The organism is Pseudomonas sp. C2.3V, from assembly GCF_058536325.1.
Genome location: NZ_JBZUBN010000001.1, coordinates 1644017 through 1668864 on the forward strand (window position 1 = coordinate 1644017; position 24848 = coordinate 1668864).

19 protein-coding genes and 1 tRNA gene are annotated in these 24848 nt (G+C 52.8%); 16 read left to right on the top strand and 4 right to left on the bottom strand.

The annotated features are described in order from the left end of the window. Position 1: 1 nt before the first annotated feature. Positions 2–1555, top strand: a complete 1554-nt coding sequence (locus AC4LF3_RS07765; protein ID WP_491835035.1) for a flagellar hook-associated protein 3 — start codon at positions 2–4, stop codon at positions 1553–1555. Positions 1556–1896: 341 nt separating this feature from the next. Then, positions 1897–2745, top strand: a complete 849-nt coding sequence (locus tag AC4LF3_RS07770; protein WP_112297861.1) for a flagellin domain-containing protein — start codon at positions 1897–1899, stop codon at positions 2743–2745. 254 nt (positions 2746–2999) lie between these two features. On the opposite strand, the gene AC4LF3_RS07775 is transcribed toward AC4LF3_RS07770, so the two are convergent. Beyond that, positions 3000–3853 (bottom strand): IS5 family transposase gene (locus AC4LF3_RS07775; protein WP_491835036.1). Its coding sequence is split into 2 segments (ribosomal slippage): positions 3000–3505 and positions 3505–3853, totalling 855 coding nucleotides; the frame shifts between segments, so codons are not numbered across the junction. A 392-nt stretch (positions 3854–4245) separates the two neighbouring features. On the opposite strand from AC4LF3_RS07775, the gene AC4LF3_RS07780 reads away from it, so the two are divergent. The 9 genes from AC4LF3_RS07780 (at position 4246) to AC4LF3_RS07820 (ending at position 13526) form a co-directional block, all read left to right on the top strand. Continuing rightward, positions 4246–5094 (top strand): flagellin domain-containing protein, encoded by an 849-nt coding sequence (locus AC4LF3_RS07780; protein ID WP_112297863.1) that lies wholly within the window; start codon positions 4246–4248, stop codon positions 5092–5094. 560 nt (positions 5095–5654) lie between these two features. Further along, positions 5655–6503 (top strand): flagellin domain-containing protein, encoded by an 849-nt coding sequence (locus tag AC4LF3_RS07785; RefSeq protein WP_010797887.1) that lies wholly within the window; start codon positions 5655–5657, stop codon positions 6501–6503. A gap of 71 nt (positions 6504–6574) precedes the next feature. After that, on the top strand, positions 6575–6928 hold the full coding sequence (locus AC4LF3_RS07790; RefSeq protein ID WP_010797888.1) for a flagellar protein FlaG: 354 nt from the start codon (positions 6575–6577) through the stop codon (positions 6926–6928). Between the two features lie 70 nt (positions 6929–6998). Continuing rightward, positions 6999–8414: a flagellar filament capping protein FliD gene (fliD, locus tag AC4LF3_RS07795; protein ID WP_010797889.1), complete on the top strand. Its 1416-nt coding sequence runs from the start codon at positions 6999–7001 to the stop codon at positions 8412–8414. 108 nt (positions 8415–8522) lie between these two features. Beyond that, positions 8523–8909, top strand: coding sequence for a flagellar export chaperone FliS (gene fliS / locus AC4LF3_RS07800; protein ID WP_491835037.1), 387 nt, complete (start codon positions 8523–8525; stop codon positions 8907–8909). 19 nt (positions 8910–8928) lie between these two features. After that, positions 8929–9225, top strand: coding sequence for a hypothetical protein (locus AC4LF3_RS07805; RefSeq protein WP_010797891.1), 297 nt, complete (start codon positions 8929–8931; stop codon positions 9223–9225). Positions 9226–9350: 125 nt separating this feature from the next. Further along, positions 9351–10832, top strand: coding sequence for a sigma-54 dependent transcriptional regulator (locus tag AC4LF3_RS07810; RefSeq protein ID WP_010797892.1), 1482 nt, complete (start codon positions 9351–9353; stop codon positions 10830–10832). Positions 10833–10923: 91 nt separating this feature from the next. After that, on the top strand, positions 10924–12129 hold the full coding sequence (locus AC4LF3_RS07815; RefSeq protein WP_491835038.1) for a sensor histidine kinase: 1206 nt from the start codon (positions 10924–10926) through the stop codon (positions 12127–12129). Then, positions 12126–13526 carry a sigma-54-dependent transcriptional regulator gene (locus AC4LF3_RS07820; RefSeq protein WP_491835039.1) on the top strand — a complete coding sequence of 467 codons (1401 nt, stop codon included), beginning with the start codon at positions 12126–12128 and terminating at the stop codon, positions 13524–13526. The genes AC4LF3_RS07815 and AC4LF3_RS07820 overlap by 4 nt, the downstream gene beginning before the upstream one ends. A 29-nt stretch (positions 13527–13555) precedes the next feature. Here the strand turns inward: AC4LF3_RS07820 and AC4LF3_RS07825 are convergent, their stop codons facing one another. The 3 genes from AC4LF3_RS07825 to AC4LF3_RS07835 all read right to left on the bottom strand — a co-directional run bounded on the left by AC4LF3_RS07825 (position 13556) and on the right by AC4LF3_RS07835 (position 16683). Next, complete coding sequence (locus AC4LF3_RS07825; protein ID WP_491835040.1) at positions 13556–15073, bottom strand: amino acid permease; 1518 nt, start codon at positions 15071–15073, stop codon at positions 13556–13558. Between the two features lie 271 nt (positions 15074–15344). Then, positions 15345–15420: transfer RNA gene (locus AC4LF3_RS07830), tRNA-Asn, on the bottom strand. A gap of 66 nt (positions 15421–15486) precedes the next feature. Further along, on the bottom strand, positions 15487–16683 hold the full coding sequence (locus tag AC4LF3_RS07835) for an amino acid aminotransferase (RefSeq protein WP_150347646.1): 1197 nt from the start codon (positions 16681–16683) through the stop codon (positions 15487–15489). A gap of 297 nt (positions 16684–16980) precedes the next feature. On the opposite strand from AC4LF3_RS07835, the gene uvrB reads away from it, so the two are divergent. The 5 genes from uvrB (at position 16981) to cmk (ending at position 24823) form a co-directional block, all read left to right on the top strand. After that, a complete protein-coding gene (uvrB, locus tag AC4LF3_RS07840; protein WP_010797897.1) occupies positions 16981–18990 on the top strand; it encodes an excinuclease ABC subunit UvrB in 2010 nt (669 codons plus the stop codon). A gap of 119 nt (positions 18991–19109) precedes the next feature. After that, a complete protein-coding gene (gene gltX / locus AC4LF3_RS07845) occupies positions 19110–20591 on the top strand; it encodes a glutamate--tRNA ligase (RefSeq protein WP_491835041.1) in 1482 nt (493 codons plus the stop codon). 212 nt (positions 20592–20803) lie between these two features. Continuing rightward, complete coding sequence (gene hisC / locus AC4LF3_RS07850) at positions 20804–21916, top strand: histidinol-phosphate transaminase (RefSeq protein ID WP_312270930.1); 1113 nt, start codon at positions 20804–20806, stop codon at positions 21914–21916. Positions 21917–21932: 16 nt separating this feature from the next. Further along, entirely contained in the window at positions 21933–24140 is a 2208-nt protein-coding gene (locus AC4LF3_RS07855) for a bifunctional prephenate dehydrogenase/3-phosphoshikimate 1-carboxyvinyltransferase (protein WP_239380992.1), read from the top strand. Continuing rightward, a complete protein-coding gene (gene cmk / locus AC4LF3_RS07860) occupies positions 24137–24823 on the top strand; it encodes a (d)CMP kinase (RefSeq protein ID WP_074825215.1) in 687 nt (228 codons plus the stop codon). Before AC4LF3_RS07855 ends, cmk begins: the two co-directional genes overlap by 4 nt. Positions 24824–24848 lie beyond the last annotated feature (25 nt).

The window sequence follows — 24848 nt, forward strand, 5'->3', positions numbered from 1 at the left end:
CATGCGCATCTCTACTTCACAAATGTTTGCTTCGAATATTGCCGGATATCAGAACGGCTATTCGAGCATTGTTAAAACCCAACAGCAGATCTCCAGCGGCGTTCGTATCCAGACGCCGGCAGATGATCCGGTCGGCGCTGCTCGCTTGCTTCAGCTGGAGCAGCAACAGGCTCAGCTCGGACAGTACAAAGGCAATCTGGATACGGCGAAAAATAGTTTGCTGCAAGAGGAAAGCGTTCTTACGTCTGTAAATAATATGTTACAGCGGGCGCGTGAACTTGCACTGTCGGCAGGAAATGGCGCTTACTCAGATAAGGATCGAAGCTCGGTTGCTGCAGAGTTAGATCAAATCCAGCAACAGCTCCTAACGGCGATGAATAGCCGTGACTCGAATGGCCAATATTTGTTTGGCGGTTCAAAGAGCGGAGAGGCACCGTTTACCCAGAATCCAGACGGTACTTACAGCTACGTTGGTGATCAAGGATCTCTTGACCTGCAGGTCTCCAGCTCTATGCGGCTGTCTTCCAACGATAGCGGTTGGAGCGTTTTTGAGAGTGTATCTAATAATGCTCGCACTGAATCTCAGGTGACAGCTTTTCCTGCCAGTGGTCAGAAGGCGTTTCTTGGTCAGGGTGTTGTAACTAACAATCAAACCTTTAGCAGTTCGTATGCTAGCGGCGCTCCCTATGTGGTAGAGCTGACAAGTAGCAAGGAGTACAAGGTTTATAGCAAGGCAGATCCTAGCCAGGCCTTGGCAACAGGTACAATCGACCCAGCAAAGTCTACAAATAATATTTCGTTCCGCGGTGTAGATTTTTCATTGGGTATTAGCGGCCTGTCAAAAGACTCTACTGTTTTAGATTCAGAGTTGACAGGGCATCAATTCGAGCTTTCCAGTGCGCCAGACAAATTTTCAGTTTCTGGTCAGAATGCATCGAATGTCCAGCTAAGTGGTGGGGCTGTTGTTGACTCTCAAGCCTATATCACGCAGTTTCCTGCGACTGGCGTTTCCATTAAATTCAGCAGTGCTACGGACTATGAAATTTATGCCCAACCTATAAGCGAGGGTAGTAAGCCTGTTGCGCAGGGATCATTAAGTGGCTCGTCGTTAACTTATGCAGGAGTTCAACTGCAAGTAGGCGGAACACCTCAGGCTGGAGACCAGCTAAGTGTGTCGCCAAAATCACAGACAACACAAGGTATCTTGGACACATTGTCCAATCTGTCTAAGGCGCTTAAAACCCCTGTAACGGGTAACGAGACGGCACAATTTAAATTGAATGAGTCACTTAACCTGGCAGTTAAAAATATTGATAGTGCCATGAATAATGTTGACGCTACTCGGTCGTCTATTGGTGCACGGTTAAATACGATCGAGACGCTTTCGATCGAGAATGAAAGCTTGAATATGACCAACTCTTCTACCCAGTCGGATATTCGTGACACTGACATGGCTGAAGCGTCGTCTAAGCTTATACTTCAGCAAACTATGCTAGAGGCGGCTCAGGCATCCTTTGCACGAGTCAGCCAATTGAGCTTGTTTGATAAGCTTTAAATACAACGCAATAAAAAAGGCGAGCCTGGCTCGCCTTTTTTATTGCTGCCAGATTGGCAAAGGCAGCCTAATGTAGGTTTAGAACGGATGTGCTGCGGATAAAAGGTATAGAGAAAAACTAAAGCAGCATCAAAACAGGCCGAAATAGAGAGTAACCAGTTTAGGCCATCTGCTGTAAGCGGGTGGGGTGGCGAAGTTAGCCAACTGCTTGGGAAAGACTGAAGAGAATTCTCCTAAAGCAAATTGAGCAAACGCCGATAACTTAAACGTAGGTTCTCCAGGCCATTGAGGCAACCGCCAGGCCGGGGTATCAATCAAATGACTTTTGTGAGTATCTCATCATGGCTATGACCGTAAACACTAACGTTGCCTCCTTGTCTGTTCAGAAGAACCTGAACCGTGCTTCCGACAGCCTGAGCAGCTCCATGCAGCGCCTGTCCTCTGGCCTGAAAATCAACAGCGCCAAAGATGACGCCGCCGGCCTGCAGATCGCCAACCGTCTGACCAGCCAGATCCGTGGTCTGAACGTTGCTGTAAAGAACGCCAACGACGGCATCTCCATCGCCCAGACAGCTGAAGGCGCTCTGCAAGAGTCCACCAACATTTTGCAGCGTATGCGCGAACTGGCCCTGCAGTCCCGTAACGACAGCAACAGCGAAAAAGACCGTAACGCACTGAATGCTGAATTCACTGCAATGACCGAAGAACTGAGCCGTATTGCCAATACGACTACCTTTGGTAAGGACAAGCAGCTGTTGGACGGCTCTGCCGGTAACATGCAGTTCCAGGTAGGTGCGAACACTGGCACCAACGAAGTAATCGAAATCGACCTGAGCACTGGCTTTGATGCCACCACTCTGGGTGTTGCCGGTCTTGGCATCACGGGTGCGGACAACGCTACGACTCATACTGCAGTAGACGCAGCTATCACCGCGATCGACACCGCTATGGATACCATCAACTCCAAGCGTGCCGACCTGGGTGCGGTGCAGAACCGTATGAGCAGCACAATCTCCAACCTGCAGAACATCAGCGAGAACGCTACTGCCGCTCGCAGCCGTACTCAGGATGCTGACTTTGCTGCCGAAACATCAGAAATGACCAAGCAGCAGACTCTGCAGCAGGCTTCGACTGCGATCCTGGCCCAGGCCAACCAGCTGCCAAACGCTGTACTCAAGCTGCTCAACTAATCAGGGCTGCTTTGTTGAAAGGGGAAGATGCGAAAGCATCTTCCCCTTTTTTGTTTGTGTCTTTTGTATGTGAAAGTCGCTACCAGCGGCACGTGAGCTGCCTAATGCGGTTGAAGGCAGGACGCGGCATTTAGCATCTCTAGCTCCGCTGGGCCTGTCTTTGCCGGGGCTCTCTACGCCTTACTTGCCTTCCAAGAAATCTCTTGGCGCTTTTGTTTGAGCCAGGCAATTTCTGTTGTAGTGCTTTATAGAGACTAGGGTTTGTCTGAAAAGTCGGCCCGCATGCATCGCTCGATACAGGCCAGCGTTACCATGGCCTTGAAGCTGCTAGCCAGCTTGTCAAAGCGAGTACAAAGCCGACGCTTTTCCTTTAACCAACCGAATAGCCGTTCGATCACGTTATGCTGTTGATACTTGGGCCTATCAAACAGGCGGGGCAGACCTGTCCGGGGCTTGCGGTGCATCGTGCGCTGGGCAATCACCGGCTGCATACCGAAGCGGTCGCAATAGCGACACAACCCTTCACTATCGTAGCCCTTGTCCGCGATCACTGTCCGGCAACGCTTGCGTGGTCTGCCCTGAGAGCCAGGAAGACGCACCTGATCTAGTAACGGAATAAAGTTGCGCGAATCGGCCTGCTGACCAGGCGAGAGGGTAAAGCTCAGCGGATAACCATTGGCATCGCAAAGCAGGTGAATCTTAGTACCTAACCCACCCCGGCTGCGTCCCAGGCAATGATCTACAGGTTCGTCCGGGCCCCTTTTTTTCCGCCTCCTGCCGCGGCACGGGTAGCTCGAATGGTCGTAGAGTCCACCATCCAGGTATCCAGATCGATAAAGCCATCCTGGCGAAGCCGCAGATGCAGACGAGTCAATACGCGCTCAAACGTTCCGTCGTCCCGCCATTGGCGAAAACGCTGATAGACCGTTTTCCAAGGGCCGTAGCGTTCGGGTAGATCACGCCATTTGGCGCCGGAGCAAAGGATCCAGAAGATACCATTGAGCATCTGTCGATCATCCCGGCGAGGACGGCCCATGGTCTGGGGAGGAGAAACGATGTCTTCAATCAATGCCCAGCGCTGACTCGAAAGCTCGTAGCGACCTGTCATGTCTGCCTCCGCTTGCCACAACGGCATTAGGCTAACAAACGCGACTTTTCAGACAAACCCTAATAAGGTGAATCTGGTAGTTATTATAAAGCAGTCATTTAATTGGCTGTATAACTAATAGTGCCAACTTTGTGAGTGGCGGGGCAGCTAATCAATAAATCATGTTTTTCTAAAGTAAATTAGCGAAGAGCCGAAATAGAGAGTAACCAGTTTAGGCCATCTGCTGTAGGCGGATGGGGTGGCGAAGTTAGCCAACTGCTTGGGAAAGACTGAAGAGAATTCTCCTAAAGCAAATTGAGCAAACGCCGATAACTTAAACGTAGGTTCTCCAGGCCATTGAGGCAACCGCCAGGCCGGGGTATCAATCAAATGACTTTTGTGAGTATCTCATCATGGCTATGACCGTAAACACTAACGTTGCCTCCTTGTCTGTTCAGAAGAACCTGAACCGTGCTTCCGACAGCCTGAGCAGCTCCATGCAGCGCCTGTCCTCTGGCCTGAAAATCAACAGCGCCAAAGATGACGCCGCCGGCCTGCAGATCGCCAACCGTCTGACCAGCCAGATCCGTGGTCTGAACGTTGCTGTAAAGAACGCCAACGACGGCATCTCCATCGCCCAGACAGCTGAAGGCGCTCTGCAAGAGTCCACCAACATTTTGCAGCGTATGCGCGAACTGGCCCTGCAGTCCCGTAACGACAGCAACAGCGAAAAAGACCGTAACGCACTGAATGCTGAATTCACTGCAATGACCGAAGAACTGAGCCGTATTGCCAATACGACTACCTTTGGTAAGGACAAGCAGCTGTTGGACGGCTCTGCCGGTAACATGCAGTTCCAGGTAGGTGCGAACACTGGCACCAACGAAGTAATCGAAATCGACCTGAGCACTGGCTTTGATGCCACCACTCTGGGTGTTGCCGGTCTTGGCATCACAGGTGCGGACAACGCTACGACTCATACTGCAGTAGACGCAGCTATCACCGCGATCGACACCGCTATGGATACCATCAATGCCAAGCGTGCCGACCTGGGTGCGGTGCAGAACCGTATGAGCAGCACAATCTCCAACCTGCAGAACATCAGCGAGAACGCTACTGCCGCTCGCAGCCGTACTCAGGATGCTGACTTTGCTGCCGAAACATCAGAAATGACCAAGCAGCAGACCCTGCAGCAGGCTTCGACTGCGATCCTGGCTCAGGCCAACCAGCTGCCGAACGCTGTACTCAAGCTGCTCAACTAATCAGGGCTACTTTGTTGAAAGGGGAAGATGCGAAAGCATCTTCCCCTTTTTATTGCGATTTAAAAGTATGTTTCCGAGATGTTAAGCGAATGCTGGTAGAGTGATGAGAGGTTAAAACTCTCGCTTGGTAACTTAGTCAGACGCCTGTTTCTATTTGAATTGCAATAACATAAGGGCTTTATACGCTATAAAGAGATTTTGATGCATCTTGGACTTTGTTTAATTAACTTTTTCAAGGATATTTCTTTTGACTGCCTGAGCCGATTATTTGACTAATTTATATGTTGCGTCAAACTTTTGATGGCTAGAATTTGGATATGTATCTGAGAAAATTTAGCTAAAGAAAGCCGAATCTGAGCCGAAATAGAGAGTAACCAGTTTAGGCCATCTGCTGTAGGCGGGTGGGGTGGCGAAGTTAGCCAACTGCTTGGGAAAGGCTGAAGAAAATTCTCCTAAAGCAAATTGAGCAAACGCCGATAACTTAAACGTAGGTTCTCCAGGCCATTGAGGCAACCGCCAGGCCGGGGTATCAATCAAATGACTTTTGTGAGTATCTCATCATGGCTATGACCGTAAACACTAACGTTGCCTCCTTGTCTGTTCAGAAGAACCTGAACCGTGCTTCCGACAGCCTGAGCAGCTCCATGCAGCGCCTGTCCTCTGGCCTGAAAATCAACAGCGCCAAAGATGACGCCGCCGGCCTGCAGATCGCCAACCGTCTGACCAGCCAGATCCGTGGTCTGAACGTTGCTGTAAAGAACGCCAACGACGGCATCTCCATCGCCCAGACAGCTGAAGGCGCTCTGCAAGAGTCCACCAACATTCTGCAGCGTATGCGCGAACTGGCCCTGCAGTCCCGTAACGACAGCAACAGCGAAAAAGACCGTAACGCACTGAATGCTGAATTCACTGCAATGACCGAAGAACTGAGCCGTATTGCCAATACGACTACCTTTGGTAAGGACAAGCAGCTGTTGGACGGCTCTGCCGGCAACATGCAGTTCCAGGTAGGTGCGAACACTGGCACCAACGAAGTAATCGAAATCGACCTGAGCACTGGCTTTGATGCCACCACTCTGGGTGTTGCCGGTCTTGGCATCACAGGTGCGGACAACGCTACGACTCATACTGCAGTAGACGCAGCTATCACCGCGATCGACACCGCTATGGATACCATCAACTCCAAGCGTGCCGACCTGGGTGCGGTGCAGAACCGTATGAGCAGCACAATCTCCAACCTGCAGAACATCAGCGAGAACGCTACTGCCGCTCGCAGCCGTACTCAGGATGCTGACTTTGCTGCCGAAACATCAGAAATGACCAAGCAGCAGACTCTGCAGCAGGCTTCGACTGCGATCCTGGCCCAGGCCAACCAGCTGCCGAACGCTGTACTCAAGCTGCTCCAGTAATGAGCGTTTAGTCGCTAGCAGCGAGGGGGTGCGAAAGCACCTCCTCGTTTTCTTGTTTGTGAGGTGATGACATGGACATGAATGTCAAGCTGAATACGGTTTACGCCCACAGCGGAAACTCCGCCAAGGCGGAAACAAGTGCCGGCGACCGTCAGTCTTTAAATGATTCTGCTTTGGCAAAAGCAAAAACACCTAAGCCGGATGCCAAAGAAGTAGAGCAAGCCGTTAAAAGTATCCAGGATTTTGTCGACTCGGTGCAGCGCAATCTCAAGTTTTCTATTGACGAAAGCACCGGAGATGTCGTCGTCAAGGTTATTGCCAAAGCCAGTGGTGAGTTAATCCGGCAGATTCCTTCAGAGGAAGCACTCAAACTGGCTCAAAGCTTAAAGGGTGACAATATCGCGCTTCTTCAGGATAAGGTTTAAAACTGGCCTGGATAATGCTTACTTAAAACCATGATGACTAGATAGTCAAAATTTTATTGAGGCGAAAATCATGGCAGGTATTTCGTTTAGTGGCCTTGGGTCAAGTGTCGATACAAAATCTATCGTTTCAGCGCTAGTTAATGCTGAAAAAGCACCCAAGCAGAATCAGATCGATACTCAGACCAAAAAAGCCAATACTACACTTTCGGCAATTGGTAGTCTGAAAAGTGCTTTGGAAACGTTCCAGAGTGCGGTAAAAAAACTTAACAGCGAGTCTGCTTTTGTTGGGTTAACTGCCAAGTCATCCAACGAAAAGACTGTCACTGTCACTTCCAGCACTGGTTCTGTAAATGGCAGTTATTCCCTTGATGTTAAAAATCTTGCAACCAGTTCCAAAGTGGCTACTCAAGTCATGGCGGCTGGCGTAACGACTGCTGATGCCGGTAAGCTGACTATTACTCAGGGTTCCGCCTCGGGCACAGGCAGTTCTTATGACGTCGATATTCCGGCTGGATCATCCCTATCTGAAGTGCGCGATGCGATTAACCAGCAGCTGCAAAGTAAGGGTATCACCGCTAACATCTTGACTGACTCATCAGGCAGCCGGCTTGTCTTGAGTTCAACGACAGCTGGAGCGGGTACTGATCTTTCGATCACTACAGGCGATAGTGCGCTTACTGCTTTCGCAGTTGATGGCACGACTCAGGTGAAGGATGCTAACGGTAAGCTCGTTAGTGGTTTCGTAGAGGCGCGTCCGGTGGATGCCAGCTTTACGGTTGATGGTTTGGAGATGACCAGTCCAAGTAATACACTGGACAAGACTATCAGTGGGCTTACCCTAACGTTAAGTGGAGTAGGTACTTCTACCGTATCTGTTTCCACTGATAAGGATGGTCTTAAAAAGTCTGTTCAAACGTTTGTTGATGCTTACAACGCATTGATGCAGACTACCAGCTCCCTGACTAAAGTCTCTTCTACCGTAGCTTCGGACTCTTCAAGCACTACAGCAGCTGCGCTTACAGGCGATGCTACTGTGCGGAGTCTTCTAAGTGATATTCGTAATGAACTTACGAACGTACAGAACTCTAGCACGGGTGGAATTAGTATGCTGTCCCAGTTAGGTATCATGACCAAGCAGGACGGTACGCTTGAAGTTAACAGTACCAAGCTGGATAAGGCTCTGACTGAAAACTATTCCGCTGTTGCAGGCTTTTTCACTGGCGACTCAGGACTTCTAAAAAGACTTGATAGCAGAGTTGATAGCTATACTCAGTCGAAGGGTATTCTTGATAGTAGGAAAATCAGTCTTCAAACTACCTTGGATAGTTTGACTGACCAGCAGTCAGCGCTTGATCTTCGAATTGAGAAGCTTGAAGAGACTTTGAACGCCAAGTATAACGCGATGGATAGTTTGGTAGCTCAGTTAAATGCTACCAGTACAAGCTTGATGACGACGCTAAACGCGTTAAACAACAGGAAAGAATGATTTCTTGATGTGAAAAAAGCCCGCCTTGTGCGGGCTTTTTTGTTTTAAAGCTTTCATTCGTCAGGCCGATATAAAGACATCGAAACCGAGTACGTGAGGAGCTCATTCATGTATGCCAAATCAGCTATGCGTCATTACCAGCAGGTAAACACGCACGCTCAAGTATTGGAAGCCAGTCCTCATCGACTGGTTCAGTTGCTAATGGAGACGGGTTTAACGAGGCTTGCTCAAGCAAAAGGAGCTATGGCTCGCGGTCAGGTTGCTGAAAAAGGCGTTCTGATTGGTAAGGCAATTGATATCATCGGTGGCTTGCGTGAATCATTGGATCCTGAGAAAGGGGGGAAGATAGCCCTTAATCTTAATGATCTGTATGTCTATATGACACAACGTTTGATCGAGGCGAACCAGCATAACGATGAAACAAAAATAGATGAGGTTGCCAAGCTGTTACGCACCGTCAAAGAAGGTTGGGATGGCATAGCGCCTACAGCCTAAGAAAATCGGAGATCGCGTTATGTCACTGGCTATTCAGCGAATAGATGAGGCGCGGGAAGCTATGGCTACCGCACTCGATAATCAAGATTGGGACGCAATAGGGCCCTTGGATATAGCTTGCCGCTTATACATAGACGAAGCTATGCAAGAGCAGCCACGTAATGATTATGCTTTGCGTTTAAGTTTAGAGGAATTGCTCTCTTTTTACGGGAAGCTGATCTACGCTAGTCGGATGCAGCGTAACGAGCTTGCAAAAAAAGCAACCCGAGTAAAGCGATCCCAAAAAGCAGCCAATGTTTACAAGTTATTTGGCTAAGAATACGACCAGCGGAATAAATTTAAAGTAAGAAAAACACGTCATAAAATTGACTCTGTTCCCACTTTTGACTTTACTAGGGCTATGCCTGTTAGTGGTCTTTGGCGGAAAGGGAATAATTGAAGATGTGGCGTGAAACTAAAATCCTCCTGATAGAAGATGACGCGAAGCGTCGCCACGATCTTGCCGTCATTCTGGCCTTTCTAGGCGAAGAGCATGTCGCCTGTACGAGTGCTGATTGGGAGCAGGCTGTCGAGTCGTTTGAAAGTAGTCGAGCAGTACTGTGTGTTTTGCTGGGCCAGATCGACGCGCAGGGGGGGAGCGTCGAGCTGCTAAAAAAGCTGGCAGCGTTTGACGAGGTCCTCCCTATTCTATTGCTAGGTGCCGTCACGTACAGCGACTGGCCGGATGATGTCCGGCGGCGCATCCTGGCGACCTTAGAGGTTCCGGTTAAATACAACCAGCTGCTCGACTCGCTCCATCGCGCTCAGGTCTATCGGGATATGTATGACCAAGCGCGAGACCGCGGACGCCAGCGTGAGCCCAATCTTTTCCGTAGCCTAGTCGGCACCAGCCGCGCCATTCAGGGTGTGCGGAAGATGATGCAGCAGGTCGCAGATACCGAAGCCAGTGTCTTGATTCTCGGTGAGTCAGGTACAGGTAAGGAGGTTGTTGCGCGCAACCTGCATTTCCATTCAAAACGTAAAGACGGCCCTTTTGTTCCGGTGAACTGCGGCGCTATTCCAGCTGAATTGCTGGAAAGTGAGCTGTTCGGTCATGAGAAGGGTGCGTTTACCGGGGCCATTACCAACCGCGCCGGGCGGTTCGAGCTGGCCAACACCGGTACGCTTTTCCTGGACGAGATTGGCGATATGCCACTCAACATGCAGGTCAAGCTGTTACGTGTGTTGCAGGAGCGTACCTACGAGCGTGTGGGCAGTAACAAGACTCAAACAGTCGATGTGCGCATCATTGCAGCAACTCACAAGAATCTCGAGAAGATGATCGAGGATGGGTCCTTCCGTGAGGACTTGTTCTATCGTCTTAACGTTTTTCCGATCGATATGCCACCCCTGCGGGATCGTGCAGAAGATATTCCGCTGCTCATCAATGAGTTGATTTCCCGTATGGAGCATGAAAAGCGCGGCTCCATCCGCTTTAACTCGGCGGCTATTATGTCGCTGTGCCGGCACAGCTGGCCGGGTAACGTGCGTGAGCTTGCTAACTTGGTTGAGCGACTGGCGATCATGCATCCCTATGGCGTTATCGGTGTAGCTGAGCTGCCACAGAAATTCCGTTACGTAGAAGATGAAAACGACGCAATGACCACGTCCTTGCGTGAAGAACTTGAAGAGCGTGAAGCGGTAGCGCTAGCCAGTCTTCCGGGTCCGGCAGCATCCTCTGCACTACTGCCATCAGAAGGGCTGGATCTTAAGGATTATCTGGCGAATCTTGAGCAAAGCCTTATCCAGCAAGCCCTTGATGATGCTGGCGGTGTGGTCGCTCGGGCGGCCGAGCGCTTGCGTATCAGGCGTACTACCCTGGTCGAAAAGATGCGCAAGTATGGTATGGGTCGTCGTGAGGACGAACTGGCGGATGAGGAGTAACGCTTGCCTCTGAGGCGCCTCTACTAACGGCACGCAGCTTGCACACTCTCTGTTTGGTGACGACTTCCTGTCATTAAACAGAGAGTACCGCATGAGTTCATCTGTAACGCCGGTTCCTTCTAATACGCCTTCTACGGATGACGTCAGACGAACACTTGAGCAGGCCAGTGTTCTGTTTGAACCCATCTCCGATCTCTTCAATGAGCCATATGGCTGGCTTGAAAATCGTCTATCTGATTTGAAGGGTGAGCTTGCACGTGAAACCGCCCAGCGTGTTCGGGAGTTGGCGGAGAAGGAGCGGTTGGCTAATCGATTGCAAAGCCTTCTCGATATCCTTCCGGCGGGCATTATCATTCTAGATGGGCAGGGCGTTGTCTGCGAGGCCAATCCTATTGCAGTCGCTCTACTAGGCGAGCCGCTGGTAGGAACGCTTTGGCGGGACGTTATCGGTCGCTGCTTCGCGCCTCGCAAAGATGATGGGCATGAGGTATCACTCAAAAGTGGTCGTCGGGTGTCATTGGCGACACGCTCGCTGGACGGTGAACCCGGCCAGCTCCTCATGCTGAGCGATATGACTGAAACGCGCCGCCTTCAAGAGCAGCTGGCCCGCCATGAGCGCTTATCCTCCATGGGGCGCATGGTTGCTTCGCTTGCACATCAGATTCGTACCCCCTTATCTGCCGCCATGTTGTATGCAGGCCACCTGTCTGAGCGTCCGTTGCCATTCGAGCAGCAGCAACGATTTGCCAGTCGACTCAAAGATCGCCTCCATGAGCTTGAGAACCAGGTTCAGGATATGTTGATCTTCGCGCGCGGTGAGCTGCCGCTCAATGATCGAGTTTCTCCCGTTCAGTTGTTCGCTGCCATCCAGTCAATTGCCAATCCTCATCTGGAAGATCTGCAATTGCGATGGCAATGCGATGCATTTGTAGGAGAAGTGCTTTGTAACCGGGACACGTTTGTAGGTGCAGTCATGAATGTTGTCCATAACGCTGTGCAGGCCGCAGGCAAGACCGCGCGGTACAAGATTCACGCGTACGCTAGGCAGGACACCCTGAGGTTGTCCATCAGCGACAGCGGCCCCGGTATGACCGTTGAAACAGTAAGGCGGCTTGGCGAGCCATTTTTCACCACCAAACCCATGGGAACCGGCCTGGGCATGACTGTAGCCAGGACCGTAGCCAAGGCTCACCACGGCGACCTGTTGATTCGCTCCAGGCCAGGCAGGGGAACCTGTATGACATTTGTCTTGCCGCTTCATGGACCGCGATTGGTGCTGATGGAGAATCCCCTATGAGCGCTCGTATTCTGCTGGTAGAAGACGATGCGGCCCTGCGCGAAGCACTGGAGGATACGCTAGAGGTCGGTGGCTTCGATTTCGACTCGGTCGACAGCGCAGAGTCTGCACTGGTAGCACTGGGTCAGAGCGCTTATGGGCTGGTCATCAGTGATGTGAACATGGGCGGCATGGATGGTCATCAGCTCATGGCATGTATTCAGCAGAGACAATGGCATGTACCGGTCCTGCTGATGACCGCGTTTGGCTCCATTCAGCGTGCTGTGGATGCTATGCGGCAAGGCGCTGTAGATTATCTGGTCAAGCCATTCGACCCTCGGGTGCTGCTGGAGCGAGTCGAGCGCTATGTAAGCCATTCAGCCGCTGATGAACAAGACAGTCCTGTTGCCCAGGAGCCGGCAAGTCGTCAGCTCCTGGCCTTGGCGGCCCGGGCTGCAAAAAGTGACTCAACCGTGCTGATTTCTGGCGAATCCGGTACAGGGAAAGAAGTATTGGCTCGTTATATCCATCTGCAATCAACGCGTGCAGCCGGACCTTTCGTAGCCATTAATTGCGCAGCCATCCCGGATAACATGCTTGAAGCCACCTTGTTTGGTCATGAGAAGGGCGCTTTTACCGGTGCCATAGCCTCACAGCCAGGCAAGTTCGAGTTGGCTGATGGTGGCACCATCCTGCTGGATGAAGTATCCGAGATGCCGCTAGGGTTACAGGCCAAACTTCTGCGGGTGCTTCAAGAGCGAGAAGTAGAGCGTGTTGGTGCGCGCAAACCCAAGCAGGTGGATATTCGAGTGTTGGCAACCACTAACCGGGACCTTTCCTCTGAAGTAGCCGCCGGGCGCTTTCGAGAAGACTTGTATTATCGACTGTCTGTTTTTCCCTTGGCATGGCGACCGCTTCGTGAGCGCCCTGCGGATATTCTGCCGCTTGCAGATCGGCTTTTGAAAAAGCATGCCGCTAGGGCAGGGCAGAGCGGTATTGTGTTTTCGGAAGGAGCTGCCAGGCTGCTTCAGCACTACGGTTGGCCGGGAAATGTTCGCGAATTGGATAATGCGGTTCAGCGAGCCTTGATTCTGCAGCAGGCGGGTACCATTGAGCCTGAAGACCTATGCCTTGACGGTGCTCCCGGATTTGTTGCGCGTGATATCGCTCCGCCAGTGACTGCAGCCAAAGCGCCTTTAAGTCCTACCGCTCTTGATGAATCACTAACTGCAGGAGCGTTGGGAGATGACCTGCGTCGCCGTGAATTCGAGGTCATCATGGAAACGTTACGTGCTGAGCGAGGAAGGCGTAAGGAAGCGGCTGATCGGTTGGGTATCAGTGCACGCACCCTGCGTTACAAGCTTGCACAGATGCGTGAGGCCGGTATTGATATCGAAGCCTATCTCTATGCCAGCTAGACCCCGGCCATGAGCCGGGGTCAAAGGCGTCAATCACTAGAGCTCAGGTCCATCTCTTTGTACCGAACCAGTCGGCTGCGGTGCTTGAAGCGGTAGCCCAGCCAGATCAGCAGGAACAGAGGAATGCTGATGTAGGTTGCTGCCAGACCTGCCCAGTCGATCTGCTCGCCAATCAGTGCCGTGTAGTTCTGCCCCATGGTAATGAATAGGCACAGAGCGAATGCAAGTAGCGGCCCGAAAGGGAAGAGTTTGGCCCGGTAGGGCAGGTCTTCGAGTCTTCCACCCTGAGCGATATAGCCTTTGCGGAATCGATAATGGGAAATGGCAATGCCCAGCCAGGCAATGAAGCCACACATGCCTGAGGTATTCAGAAGCCAAGTATAAAGTACTTTATCGCCAACAATCGAGGTCAAGAAGCACAGGGCGCCTACCAGTGTTGTCGCGTACAGGGCATTACGTGGAATGCCGTTTCGCGAGACCTTGGCAAACAGGCGGGGGGCTTTACCCTGCTCGGCCAGGCTAAACAGCATGCGCGTCGAGGCGTACATGCCAGAAGTTCCGGCAGACAGAATGGCAGAAAGAATGACAGCATTCATGACGCCAGCTGCAGCAGCGAAGCCTGCACGTTCAAACAGCAGCGTAAACGGGGAAACGCTGATGTCACTGGCTTCGTTTTGCAGCAAGCGTGGGTCGGTATAAGGGATCAGCATGGCAATTACAAAAATCGCCAGAATGTAGAACATCAGGATGCGCCAGAAAACCTGGCGGATAGCGATCGGAATGTTCTTTTTCGGATTTTCGGACTCACCTGCTGCCACGCCAATCAGCTCGGTTCCCTGAAAAGAGAAGCCCGCAATCATGGCCACGCCTACCATGGCCTGAAGACCACCCACGAAAGGCGCCTCACCAAGCATGAAATTGGAGAAACCCGGGGCTTCAACGCCGTGCATGATGCCAAAGATGCTGGCTAGACCAATGCCAATAAAGATGACTACTGTCAGTACTTTGATCAGGGCAAACCAGAATTCGCTTTCTCCAAATCCGCGCGCTGAAAAGACATTGAGCAGAAACATCAAGGCAAGAAAGCCCGCGCTCCAGATGATTCCGGGAACATCCGGAAACCAGAAGCTCATGATCAGCTGCGCAGCGACAAGCTCGGCTGCAATCGTCACCGCCCAGTTATACCAATAGTTCCAACCCAGGGCGAAGCCAAAACCATCTTCAACGAAGCGGCTTCCATAGGTGCTAAAGGAACCTGAGACGGGCATATAGGCCGCCATCTCGCCGAGGCTCGTCATGAGGAAATACACCATTAGACCAATCAGGGCATAGGCGAGCAGGGCACCACCAGGACCTGCTGAGGCGATGGTCGCGCCTGACGCAACGAAAAGTCCTGTGCCGATCGAGCCCCCAATGGCAATCATGTTCAGATGCCTAGGTTTCAGTACCCGGTTCAGGTGGGGCTTTTCCGCCGTGGTGGCTTGCTCTGCTGTAGATTGCCCCTGCGAGGCGGTCGGTTGTTCCGGAGGGAGGGAGACGGCAGTCATAAACAAAAGGTCCAACTAGGGCAGCAAGGGTCTGGTGATAGGTTCCAGACTCGGATAGTGCTCACCGGTATTGCCAGTGAAGGGTTTTACAGTGCAGGCGACTGGCTATGGCAGCACCTGATTGCAAAGCAGAGTTTGCAAAAAGGGCGGGAGTGTACAGTAAAAGGAAAACATGGGGCGCTTGATCGCCATTGAATTTCTGCATGAACGCTACCGCATGAAGCCTGGCTGCGCCCATAAAAAAACCCAGCCACTGGCTGGGTTTTGAATTTGGCTCCGCGACCTGGACTCGAACCAGGGACCCAATGATTAACAGTCATTTGCTCTACCGACTGAGCTATCGCGGAACAACGAAACGTATCTTACTGATTGCTAAGGAGAAGTCAACACTTCTCCTTAGACAAAAAACACGCTTAGAGAACTTCGGCGATAGCCTTGATAACCGCGTCCAGATTGTTCCTGTTCAGTGCCGCTACACAGATTCTGCCAGTTCCTACCGCGTAGATACCAAACTCAGCTTTCAGGCGATCAACTTGGTCGGTCGTCAGTCCTGAATACGAGAACATGCCGCGCTGTCCATTGACGAAGCTGAAATCGCGTTTGGCACCGGCTGCATTGAGTCCTTCCACCAGAGCATGGCGCATGCTACGGATGCGATCACGCATTTCTGCCAGTTCGGCCTCCCACATTGCGCGTAGCTCTGGATCGCGCAGAACAGTCGCAACGATCGTGGCACCGTGCGTCGGCGGATTGGAGTAATTGGTGCGTACCACACGCTTGACTTGCGACAGCACTCGAGCGGTTTCCTCGCGATCAGCCGTTACGATCGAAAGTGCGCCGACGCGCTCGCCATAGAGAGAAAATGATTTTGAGAACGAGCTAGAAACGAAAAAGGTCAGGCCTGATTCGGCAAACAGGCGGACAGCTGCAGCATCTTCCTCGATGCCATCGCCAAATCCCTGATAAGCGATATCCAGGAAGGGCACGTGCTCTCGCGTCTTGATGACTTCCAGCACTTCCTTCCAGTCGTCCAACTGCAGATCGACACCGGTCGGGTTATGGCAGCATGCATGCAATACCACAATGGAATGCGGAGGAAGGGCGTTAAGGTCTTCCAGCAGGCCGCCGCGGTTCAGACCATTCGTGGCGGCATGGTAGTAGCGATAGTTTTGTACGGGAAAGCCTGCCGCTTCGAACAGGGCGCGATGGTTCTCCCAGCTCGGATCACTGATGGCTACCGTGGCATCAGGCAGGAGACGCTTGAGAAAATCAGCGCCAACCTTTAATGCACCGGTTCCACCCAATGCCTGAATGGTAGCAACACGGCCTTCACTGATCAGTGGAGAGCCCTGACCGAACAGCAGGGTTTGCACTGCTTCGTCATAAGCGGCAATACCGTCAATGGGCAGGTATCCACGCGGCGCGCGGGCTACAACGCGTTTCTTTTCCGCTTCTTCCACGGCGCGTAGCAGGGGGATGCGACCCTGCTCGTCGTAATAGACACCAACGCCCAGGTTGACCTTGGTAGGGCGGGCATCGGCATTGAAGGCTTCGTTTAGGCCCAGGATTGGATCGCGGGCAGCCATTTCGACGGCAGAGAACAAACTCATTGTGCGCAAGCTCGATTTAGAAGAATGAAAACACGCACAAGACCCGATTGCCGTTGTGCGCAAGCGGGGAGACAGTATAGCGGGCATCGTCTGTCGGGGCGACAAAAAACAGGTCCCGCCTGGCAGTAACTAGACTAATGTTCAATGCTTGAAAAATATGCTGTCAGGACGCATCTAAAAGAATCTGGATAGCAATGTCATTCCAGGAGTACAGACAACGAAACGCTGGGTTCGTGTTGGTTATTTGGGGTGCATCTCGGGCAGGATGGCTCTCTGCACCTCCTCTTGAGGAAGCTCATGTCTGCATTTCAATTGTCTACACGTTATACCCCGGCTGGTGACCAGCCGGAGGCGATTCGCCAGATGGTCGAAGGGATCAATGCTGGCCTGTCACATCAAACCTTGCTGGGTGTGACCGGTTCGGGCAAAACCTTCAGTATCGCCAACGTCATCGCTCAGATTCAGCGACCCACGATCGTGCTGGCACCCAATAAAACATTGGCGGCTCAGCTGTACGGCGAATTCAAGGCCTTTTTTCCTGATAATGCCGTCGAGTACTTCGTCTCTTACTATGACTACTATCAGCCAGAAGCCTATGTGCCTTCCTCGGATACCTTTATCGAGAAGGATTCGTCTATCAATGATCACATCGAGCAGATGCGACTGTCGGCAACCAAGGCATTATTGGAGCGCCGTGATGCAATCATCGTAGCGTCAGTATCCTCCATCTACGGCCTGGGCGATCCCAAGGCTTACCTCAAGATGGTGCTGCATCTGGATCGCGGAGACCGTATCGACCAGCGCACGCTGCTACGGCGTCTGACTGAATTACAGTATTCGCGCAACGATATGGAGTTTTCCCGTGCAACGTTTCGGGTGCGCGGTGATGTGATCGATATTTATCCGGCTGAGTCTGACCTTGAGGCTATTCGCGTAGAACTATTTGATGACGAGGTGGAAAATCTTTCTGCCTTCGATCCCTTGACGGGGGAGGTCATCAGAAAGCTGCCGCGTTTTACCTTCTATCCCAAGACGCATTACGCCACGCCACGCGATACGCTGCTTGAGGCCATTGAGCATATCAAGGCGGAGCTCAAGGATCGGCTGGAATTCCTGCGTACGCAAAACCGCCTGCTTGAGGCGCAGCGACTTGAACAGCGAACCCGCTTTGATCTGGAAATGATCATGGAGTTGGGTTACTGCAATGGCATCGAAAACTACTCACGGTATCTGTCCGGGCGGGCTCCTGGTGAGCCGCCGCCAACCCTGTATGACTATTTGCCTCCTGATGCGCTGCTGGTGATCGACGAATCTCACGTAACCGTGCCGCAGATAGGGGCGATGTTCAAAGGCGATCGCTCACGCAAAGAGACGCTGGTCGAGTATGGCTTCCGACTGCCTTCGGCTCTGGATAATCGCCCGCTGCGATTCGAGGAGTGGGAAGCGGGGAGTCCGCAAACCATATTTGTATCAGCAACGCCAGGGCCTTATGAAGCAGAGCATGCCGGCCGTGTTATTGAACAGGTGGTGCGCCCGACAGGCCTGGTTGATCCGGAGATTGAAATCCGCCCGGCAACGACACAGGTAGATGATCTGCTTTCTGAAATCCGCTTGCGAGTAGCCAAGGATGAGCGCGTTCTGGTGACAACCCTTACCAAGCGTATGGCTGAAGACCTGACGGACTATCTGGCCGATCATGATGTTCGGGTTCGCTATTTGCACTCTGACATCGATACGGTAGAGCGGGTAGAGATCATTCGCGATCTCCGAATGGGAACGTTCGATGTGCTCGTCGGTATCAACCTGCTCCGTGAGGGACTGGATATGCCGGAGGTTTCGCTGGTTGCGATCTTGGATGCTGACAAGGAAGGCTTCTTGCGTTCAGAGCGTTCTCTTATCCAGACGATTGGTCGTGCAGCACGTAACCTGAGCGGCAAGGCGATTCTCTATGCCGATTCGATGACAGGCTCCATGCAGCGTGCCATTGATGAAACAGAGCGGCGCCGAGCCAAGCAATTGGCCTTTAACGAGGCTAATGGCATTGTGCCCAAGGGAATCAAGAAGGATATCCGCGATATCATGGAAGGTGCGGCTGTTCCGGGTGCCCGCGGTAAGCGTCGTGCCGCCAAGGCAGCCGAGGACAGTGGTCGTTATGAGGCCGAGCTGCGTTCACCGGCAGATATCACCAAGCGGATCGCTCAGCTTGAAGAGCGTATGCTCAAGCTGGCGCGTGATCTGGAATTTGAAGCCGCAGCCAAACTGCGTGATGAAATCCAGCAACTGCGTGAGCGCCTCATGGCGGCTTGAGTGAGTGTCAAACACAAAGGCCCGGTCCTAAAGCCGGGCCTTTGTGTTTTCGGCGCTGGAAGCCAAGGCTTGCCCGCTGCTACCATCTCCTTTTGTATTGTTCTGTGTCGAGACCTCCCATGACCACTGTTCGCACGCGTATCGCACCGTCGCCTACTGGCGATCCCCATGTCGGTACCGCTTACATCGCCTTGTTCAATCTCTGCTTTGCTCGTCAGCATGGCGGTCAGTTCATCCTGCGTATCGAGGATACCGATCAGCTTCGCTCTACGCGTGAGTCTGAACAGCAGATCTATGATGCGCTACGTTGGCTGGGTATCGAATGGGACGAGGGTCCTGACGTAGGAGGTCCACATGGGCCTTATCGCCAGAGTGAGCGGGGTGAGATTTATAAGAAGTACTCCGACGAGCTTGTCTCCAAGGGACATGCGTTCCCATGCTTCTGCTCGGCCGAGCGTCTGGATCAGGTGCGTGCCGAGCAGACGGCCCGCAAGGAAACGCCTCGTTATGATGGACACTGCATGCATATCGATCCTGCCGAGGCGCAGCGTCGTATTGCTGAGGGTGAATCCCATGTCATACGAATGAAAGTGCCAACAGAAGGCATCTGCGTCGTGCCGGATATGCTGCGCGGCAATGTCGAAATTCCGTGGGACCGCATGGACATGCAGGTTCTAATGAAGGCAGACGGCTTGCCGACATACTTCCTGGCTAACGTGGTCGATGACCACCTGATGGGCATTACTCACGTTTTGCGTGGCGAAGAGTGGCTGCCTTCCGCACCCAAGCTCATCAAGCTGTACGAATACTTTGGCTGGGAGCAACCCGCACTGTGCTATATGCCGCTGCTGCGTAATCCAGACAAGAGCAAGCTTTCCAAGCGCAAGAACCCGACGTCCGTAACGTTCTATGAGCGTATGGGATATTTGCCCCAGGCCATGTTGAACTACTTGGGCCGGATGGGTTGGTCAATGCCGGACGAGCGTGAAAAGTTCACGTTGGCTGAGATGATCGAGCACTTCGATATCAATCGTATCTCGCTTGGCGGCCCCATTTTCGACATTGAAAAACTGTCTTGGCTAAACGGACAGTGGATCCGTGAGCTGAGCGTAGAGGCATTTGCTGCCGAGGTTCAGAAATGGGCGCTCAACCCTGACTACCTGATGAAGATCGCGCCTCACCTACAGGGGCGTGTTGAAACCTTCAGTCAGATTGCACCGCTGGCCAGTTTCTTTTTTGCCGGCGCTTTGCCGCTGGATGCGGGGTTGTTTGCTCACAAGAAGCTTTCTCCAGATCAGGTGCGCCAGGTAATGCAGCTGACTCTCTGGAAGTTGGAATCGCTACGGCAGTGGACCAAGGATAATATTACGGCATGTATTCAGGGTGTAGCCGAGGGACTTGAGCTCAAGCTGCGAGACGTGATGCCGTTGATGTTTGCAGCTATCACTGGACAGGCCAGCTCCGTCTCGGTCCTTGATGCTATGGAAATTCTTGGTCCCGACCTCACACGCTTCCGCTTGCGTCAGGCCATAGAGCTGCTCGGGGGGGTATCCAAGAAAGAAAACAAGGAGTGGGAAAAGCTCCTGGCTACCTTGGGGTAATTGAAAAGGGCAACGTGAGCAATTACGGCGCCCCTTTTTTCTGGCCTTTTGAAGTGGCTGATTACCTTGCATCAAGGTGATGAGCATTACTCATATAGATCGGTTGTTGTTGAGTAATCCAGCGCCTTGGGCTGGGTTCCCGCGGCTGCATGGTCTACCATGGCGCCCATTCGTTTAATGGGTGCCGGGAGTCCGGCCATTATGAGGTTACAATGAGCTGCGATTTTCTAGCGCAAGCCCTGCCAGGCGTGCAGAAACTTTCACCTTATATTCCAGGCAAGCCAGTCGATGAGTTGGCGCGCGAATTGGGACTGGATCCTCAGCGTATCGTCAAGTTGGCGAGCAATGAAAATCCATTAGGCCCGAGTCCCAAGGCAACTGAGGCGATAAGAGCCGAGCTGGCTGAGCTGACACGTTACCCGGATGGCAATGGGTTTGAGCTCAAGCATAAAATTGCCAGTCGATGCGGCGTCAATATCGATCAGATAACCTTGGGCAACGGTTCTAACGATATTCTCGAGCTGGTTGCACGCGCTTACCTGGCTCCTGGTCTTAATGCGGTATTTAGCGAGCATGCATTTGCCGTATATCCCCTGGTGACGCAGGCAATTGGTGCCGAAGGTCGTGCAGTTCCCGCCGTGAATTGGGGGCATGATCTGGATGCAATGCTCAAGGCTATTGACGAGCATACGCGAATCGTCTTTTTGGCTAATCCCAATAACCCAACAGGTACCTGGTTTGGTCCACGCGCTTTGGCGGCCTTTCTGAAGGCAGTACCCGAGAATGTGTTGGTGGTGCTTGATGAAGCCTATATTGAGTATGCCGAGGGAGACGAGTTGCCGGATGGTTTGAGCTATCTGGCAGACCACTCCAACCTCCTGGTTTCACGTACATTCTCCAAGGCTTATGGCTTGGCCTCGTTACGGGTGGGGTATGCCATTTCTTCAGCGCAGATTGCGGATGTATTGAATCGCGTACGACAGCCATTCAATGTCAACAGCCTTGCCTTGGTTGCAGCATGCGCGGTTATGGATGACGCTGATTACTTGGCTAAAAGTCGTCAGGTCAATGACGAGGGAATGGCTCAGTTTGAACAGAGTTTTCAGCGGCTGGGACTTTCCTGGATTCCTTCTAAGGGAAACTTTATCGCCGTTGATCTCGGGCAACCGGCCGCGCCTGTTTATCAGGCATTGCTGCAAGAGGGTGTGATTGTCCGTCCGGTCGCTGGATACGGCATGCCAACATTCCTTCGTGTTTCTATTGGTACGAAAGAGGAAAACAGTCGTTTCCTTGAGGCGCTTGCCAAGGTGCTGGCTCGTGGTTGAATCGCAAAAGGTCCCCATGTTTGGTCGTCTCGTCGTAGTAGGACTTGGACTGATTGGCGGCTCGTTTGCCAAGGGCATGAAGGAGAGCGGCCTGTTTCATGAAGTGGTCGGCGTAGATCGGGATAGAGAAACACGGCGTCTAGCGGTTGAGTTAGAGGTTGTTGATAGCGCTGAGGCAGAGCTGGCCGTTGCTTGTCAGAATGCAGACGTTATCCAGTTGGCGGTTCCCATTCTTGCCATGGAACGAGTCCTTGCAGAGCTTGCGGCTCTCGACATCGGCCAGGCTGTGCTGACCGATGTTGGGAGTGCAAAAGGCAGCGTTGCCCGGGCAGCCAGAAAGGCCTTTGCCGGCAAAGCGTTCCGCTTCGTCCCAGGGCATCCAATCGCTGGTTCTGAAAAGAGTGGTGTTACGGCGGCTAATGGTCAGCTATTCAAGCGGCACAAAGTCATTCTTACACCCCTTGATGAGGCGGATGCTGAGGCGCTTGCAAATATTGATCTACTTTGGCGGGCACTGGGTGCTGACGTTGAATACATGACGGTTGACCACCATGATGAGGTGTTGGCTGCAACCAGTCACTTGCCGCATCTGCTGGCTTTTACCCTGGTTGATTCGCTCGCCCAGCGTAGTGAGAACCTTGAGATATTTCGTTATGCCGCTGGTGGCTTTCGAGACTTCACCCGTATCGCTGGCAGTGATCCGGTCATGTGGCACGATATTTTTCTAGCCAACCGGGAAGCCGTACTGCGGACACTGGATACATTTCGTGACGACCTGGATGCATTGCGTCAGGCTGTCATTACACAGGATGGGCATCAGCTGCTGGGTGTCTTTACCCGCGCCCGGGTTGCCCGCGAGCATTTCGGCAAAATACTGGCCCGCCGGGCCTATGTGGACGCTATGCAAACTAAAGATCTTACCTATATCGCCAATCCTGGCGGCTCGTTGTCCGGACGCGTTCGAGTGCCCGGAGATAAGTCCATTTCGCATCGATCAATCATGCTGGGCTCCCTGGCGGATGGAACGACAGAGGTGGAAGGGTTCCTTGAGGGTGAGGATGCCCTCGCTACGCTGCAGGCGTTCCGTGATATGGGGGTCGTCATCGAGGGGCCCACCAATGGTCGTGTAACCATTCATGGTGTGGGATTGCATGGCCTCAAGGCGCCTGCAGGTCCGCTATACCTAGGAAATTCAGGCACCTCAATGCGACTGTTGTCCGGGATTCTTTCCGCTCAGGCATTTGATACCACCCTGACCGGTGATGCCTCGCTCTCCAAGCGCCCCATGAACCGGGTTGCCGATCCGTTGCGGGAGATGGGGGCTGTTATCGAAACAGCAGAGCAGGGACGGCCACCGATGACCATTCGCGGCGGACAGAAGCTCAAAGGTATCCATTACGACATGCCCATGGCCAGCGCCCAGGTTAAGTCCTGCCTATTGCTGGCAGGCCTGTATGCCGAAGGAGAGACGTCGGTTACTGAGCCTGCTCCGACGCGTGATCACACCGAGCGAATGTTGCAGGGGTTTGGTTATCCGGTGACGGTAGAAGGTAATGTAGCAAGAGTGCGCTCGGGCTCCACGCTCACTGCCAATCGTATCGAAGTACCTGCAGATATTTCCTCGGCAGCTTTTTTCCTGGTGGCCGGAAGCATTGCGGAAAACTCCGAGTTGGTTCTTGAACACGTGGGTATCAATCCTACTCGTACCGGGGTCATCGATATCCTGCGCCTGATGGGTGGCGACATTACGCTTGAGAATCAGCGTGAGGTAGGGGGAGAACCTGTAGCTGATCTGCGCGTCCGCTCAGCTACGTTGAAGGGAATCGAAATACCGGAAGCGTTGGTGCCGCTGGCAATTGATGAGTTCCCGGTTCTGTTTGTTGCCGCCAGCTGTGCTCAGGGGCGTACCGTTCTGCGAGGTGCGGAAGAGTTGCGTGTCAAGGAGTCTGACCGTATTCAGGTCATGGCCGATGGTTTGAAAGTACTGGGTGTAAGTGCTACTCCTACGCCTGATGGAATCGTGATCGAGGGCGGCTCCATGGGTGGCGGAGAAGTGGAAAGTCATGGTGATCATCGCATCGCAATGGCATTTAGTGTGGCCTCGCTGCGAGCGAGCGCACCGATACGAATCCGTGATTGTGCAAATGTTGCAACTTCCTTTCCCGGCTTTCTTGAACTGGCAGCTAAAGCTGGGATTCGTGTGAAAGAAGAGGCTTCCGTATGATGAGTACCGCTCCGGTTATTACAGTCGATGGGCCTGGAGGCTCTGGGAAGGGCACTATCGCGGCACTTCTTTCCCGCCGTCTGGGCTGGAATCTACTGGACTCCGGAGCGCTTTATCGTCTGCTGGCCTTCGCAGCGCGCAACCATGGCGTTGACCTGACGAATGAGGAGTCACTCAAGGCGTTGGCAGCGTATCTTGACGTGCAATTCCAGGCTGGGCATGAGCATGGTCAGCGCATTGTCTTAGAGGGGGAGGATGTTACCGACTTCATTCGAACCGAAGATATTGGGGCAGGCGCTTCACAGGTGGCGATCCTGCCGGCTGTACGTGAAGCGTTGTTGCAGCGACAGAAAGCCTTTCGCGAGGCGCCTGGCCTTATTGCGGATGGTCGGGATATGGGAACCGTGGTTTTCCCAGATGCGGAATTAAAGATATTTCTGACCGCTAGCGCCGAAGAACGCGCCAGACGGCGCTATCTTCAGTTGAAGAAAAAGGGCGAAAGTGTTACTTTGCCGGGTCTCCTCGAAGAGATTCGTGAGCGCGACGAGCGTGATACTCAGCGCACCGTCGCTCCACTCAAGCCGGCAGATGATGCCATTGTCCTGGATTCGACGAATCTCTCGATTGAACAAGTGCTCGACCACATCCTTGCATTGGCCGCCGAGCGTGACCTGGCAGGATGACAGCCAGATTATCCTATCCTGGGAT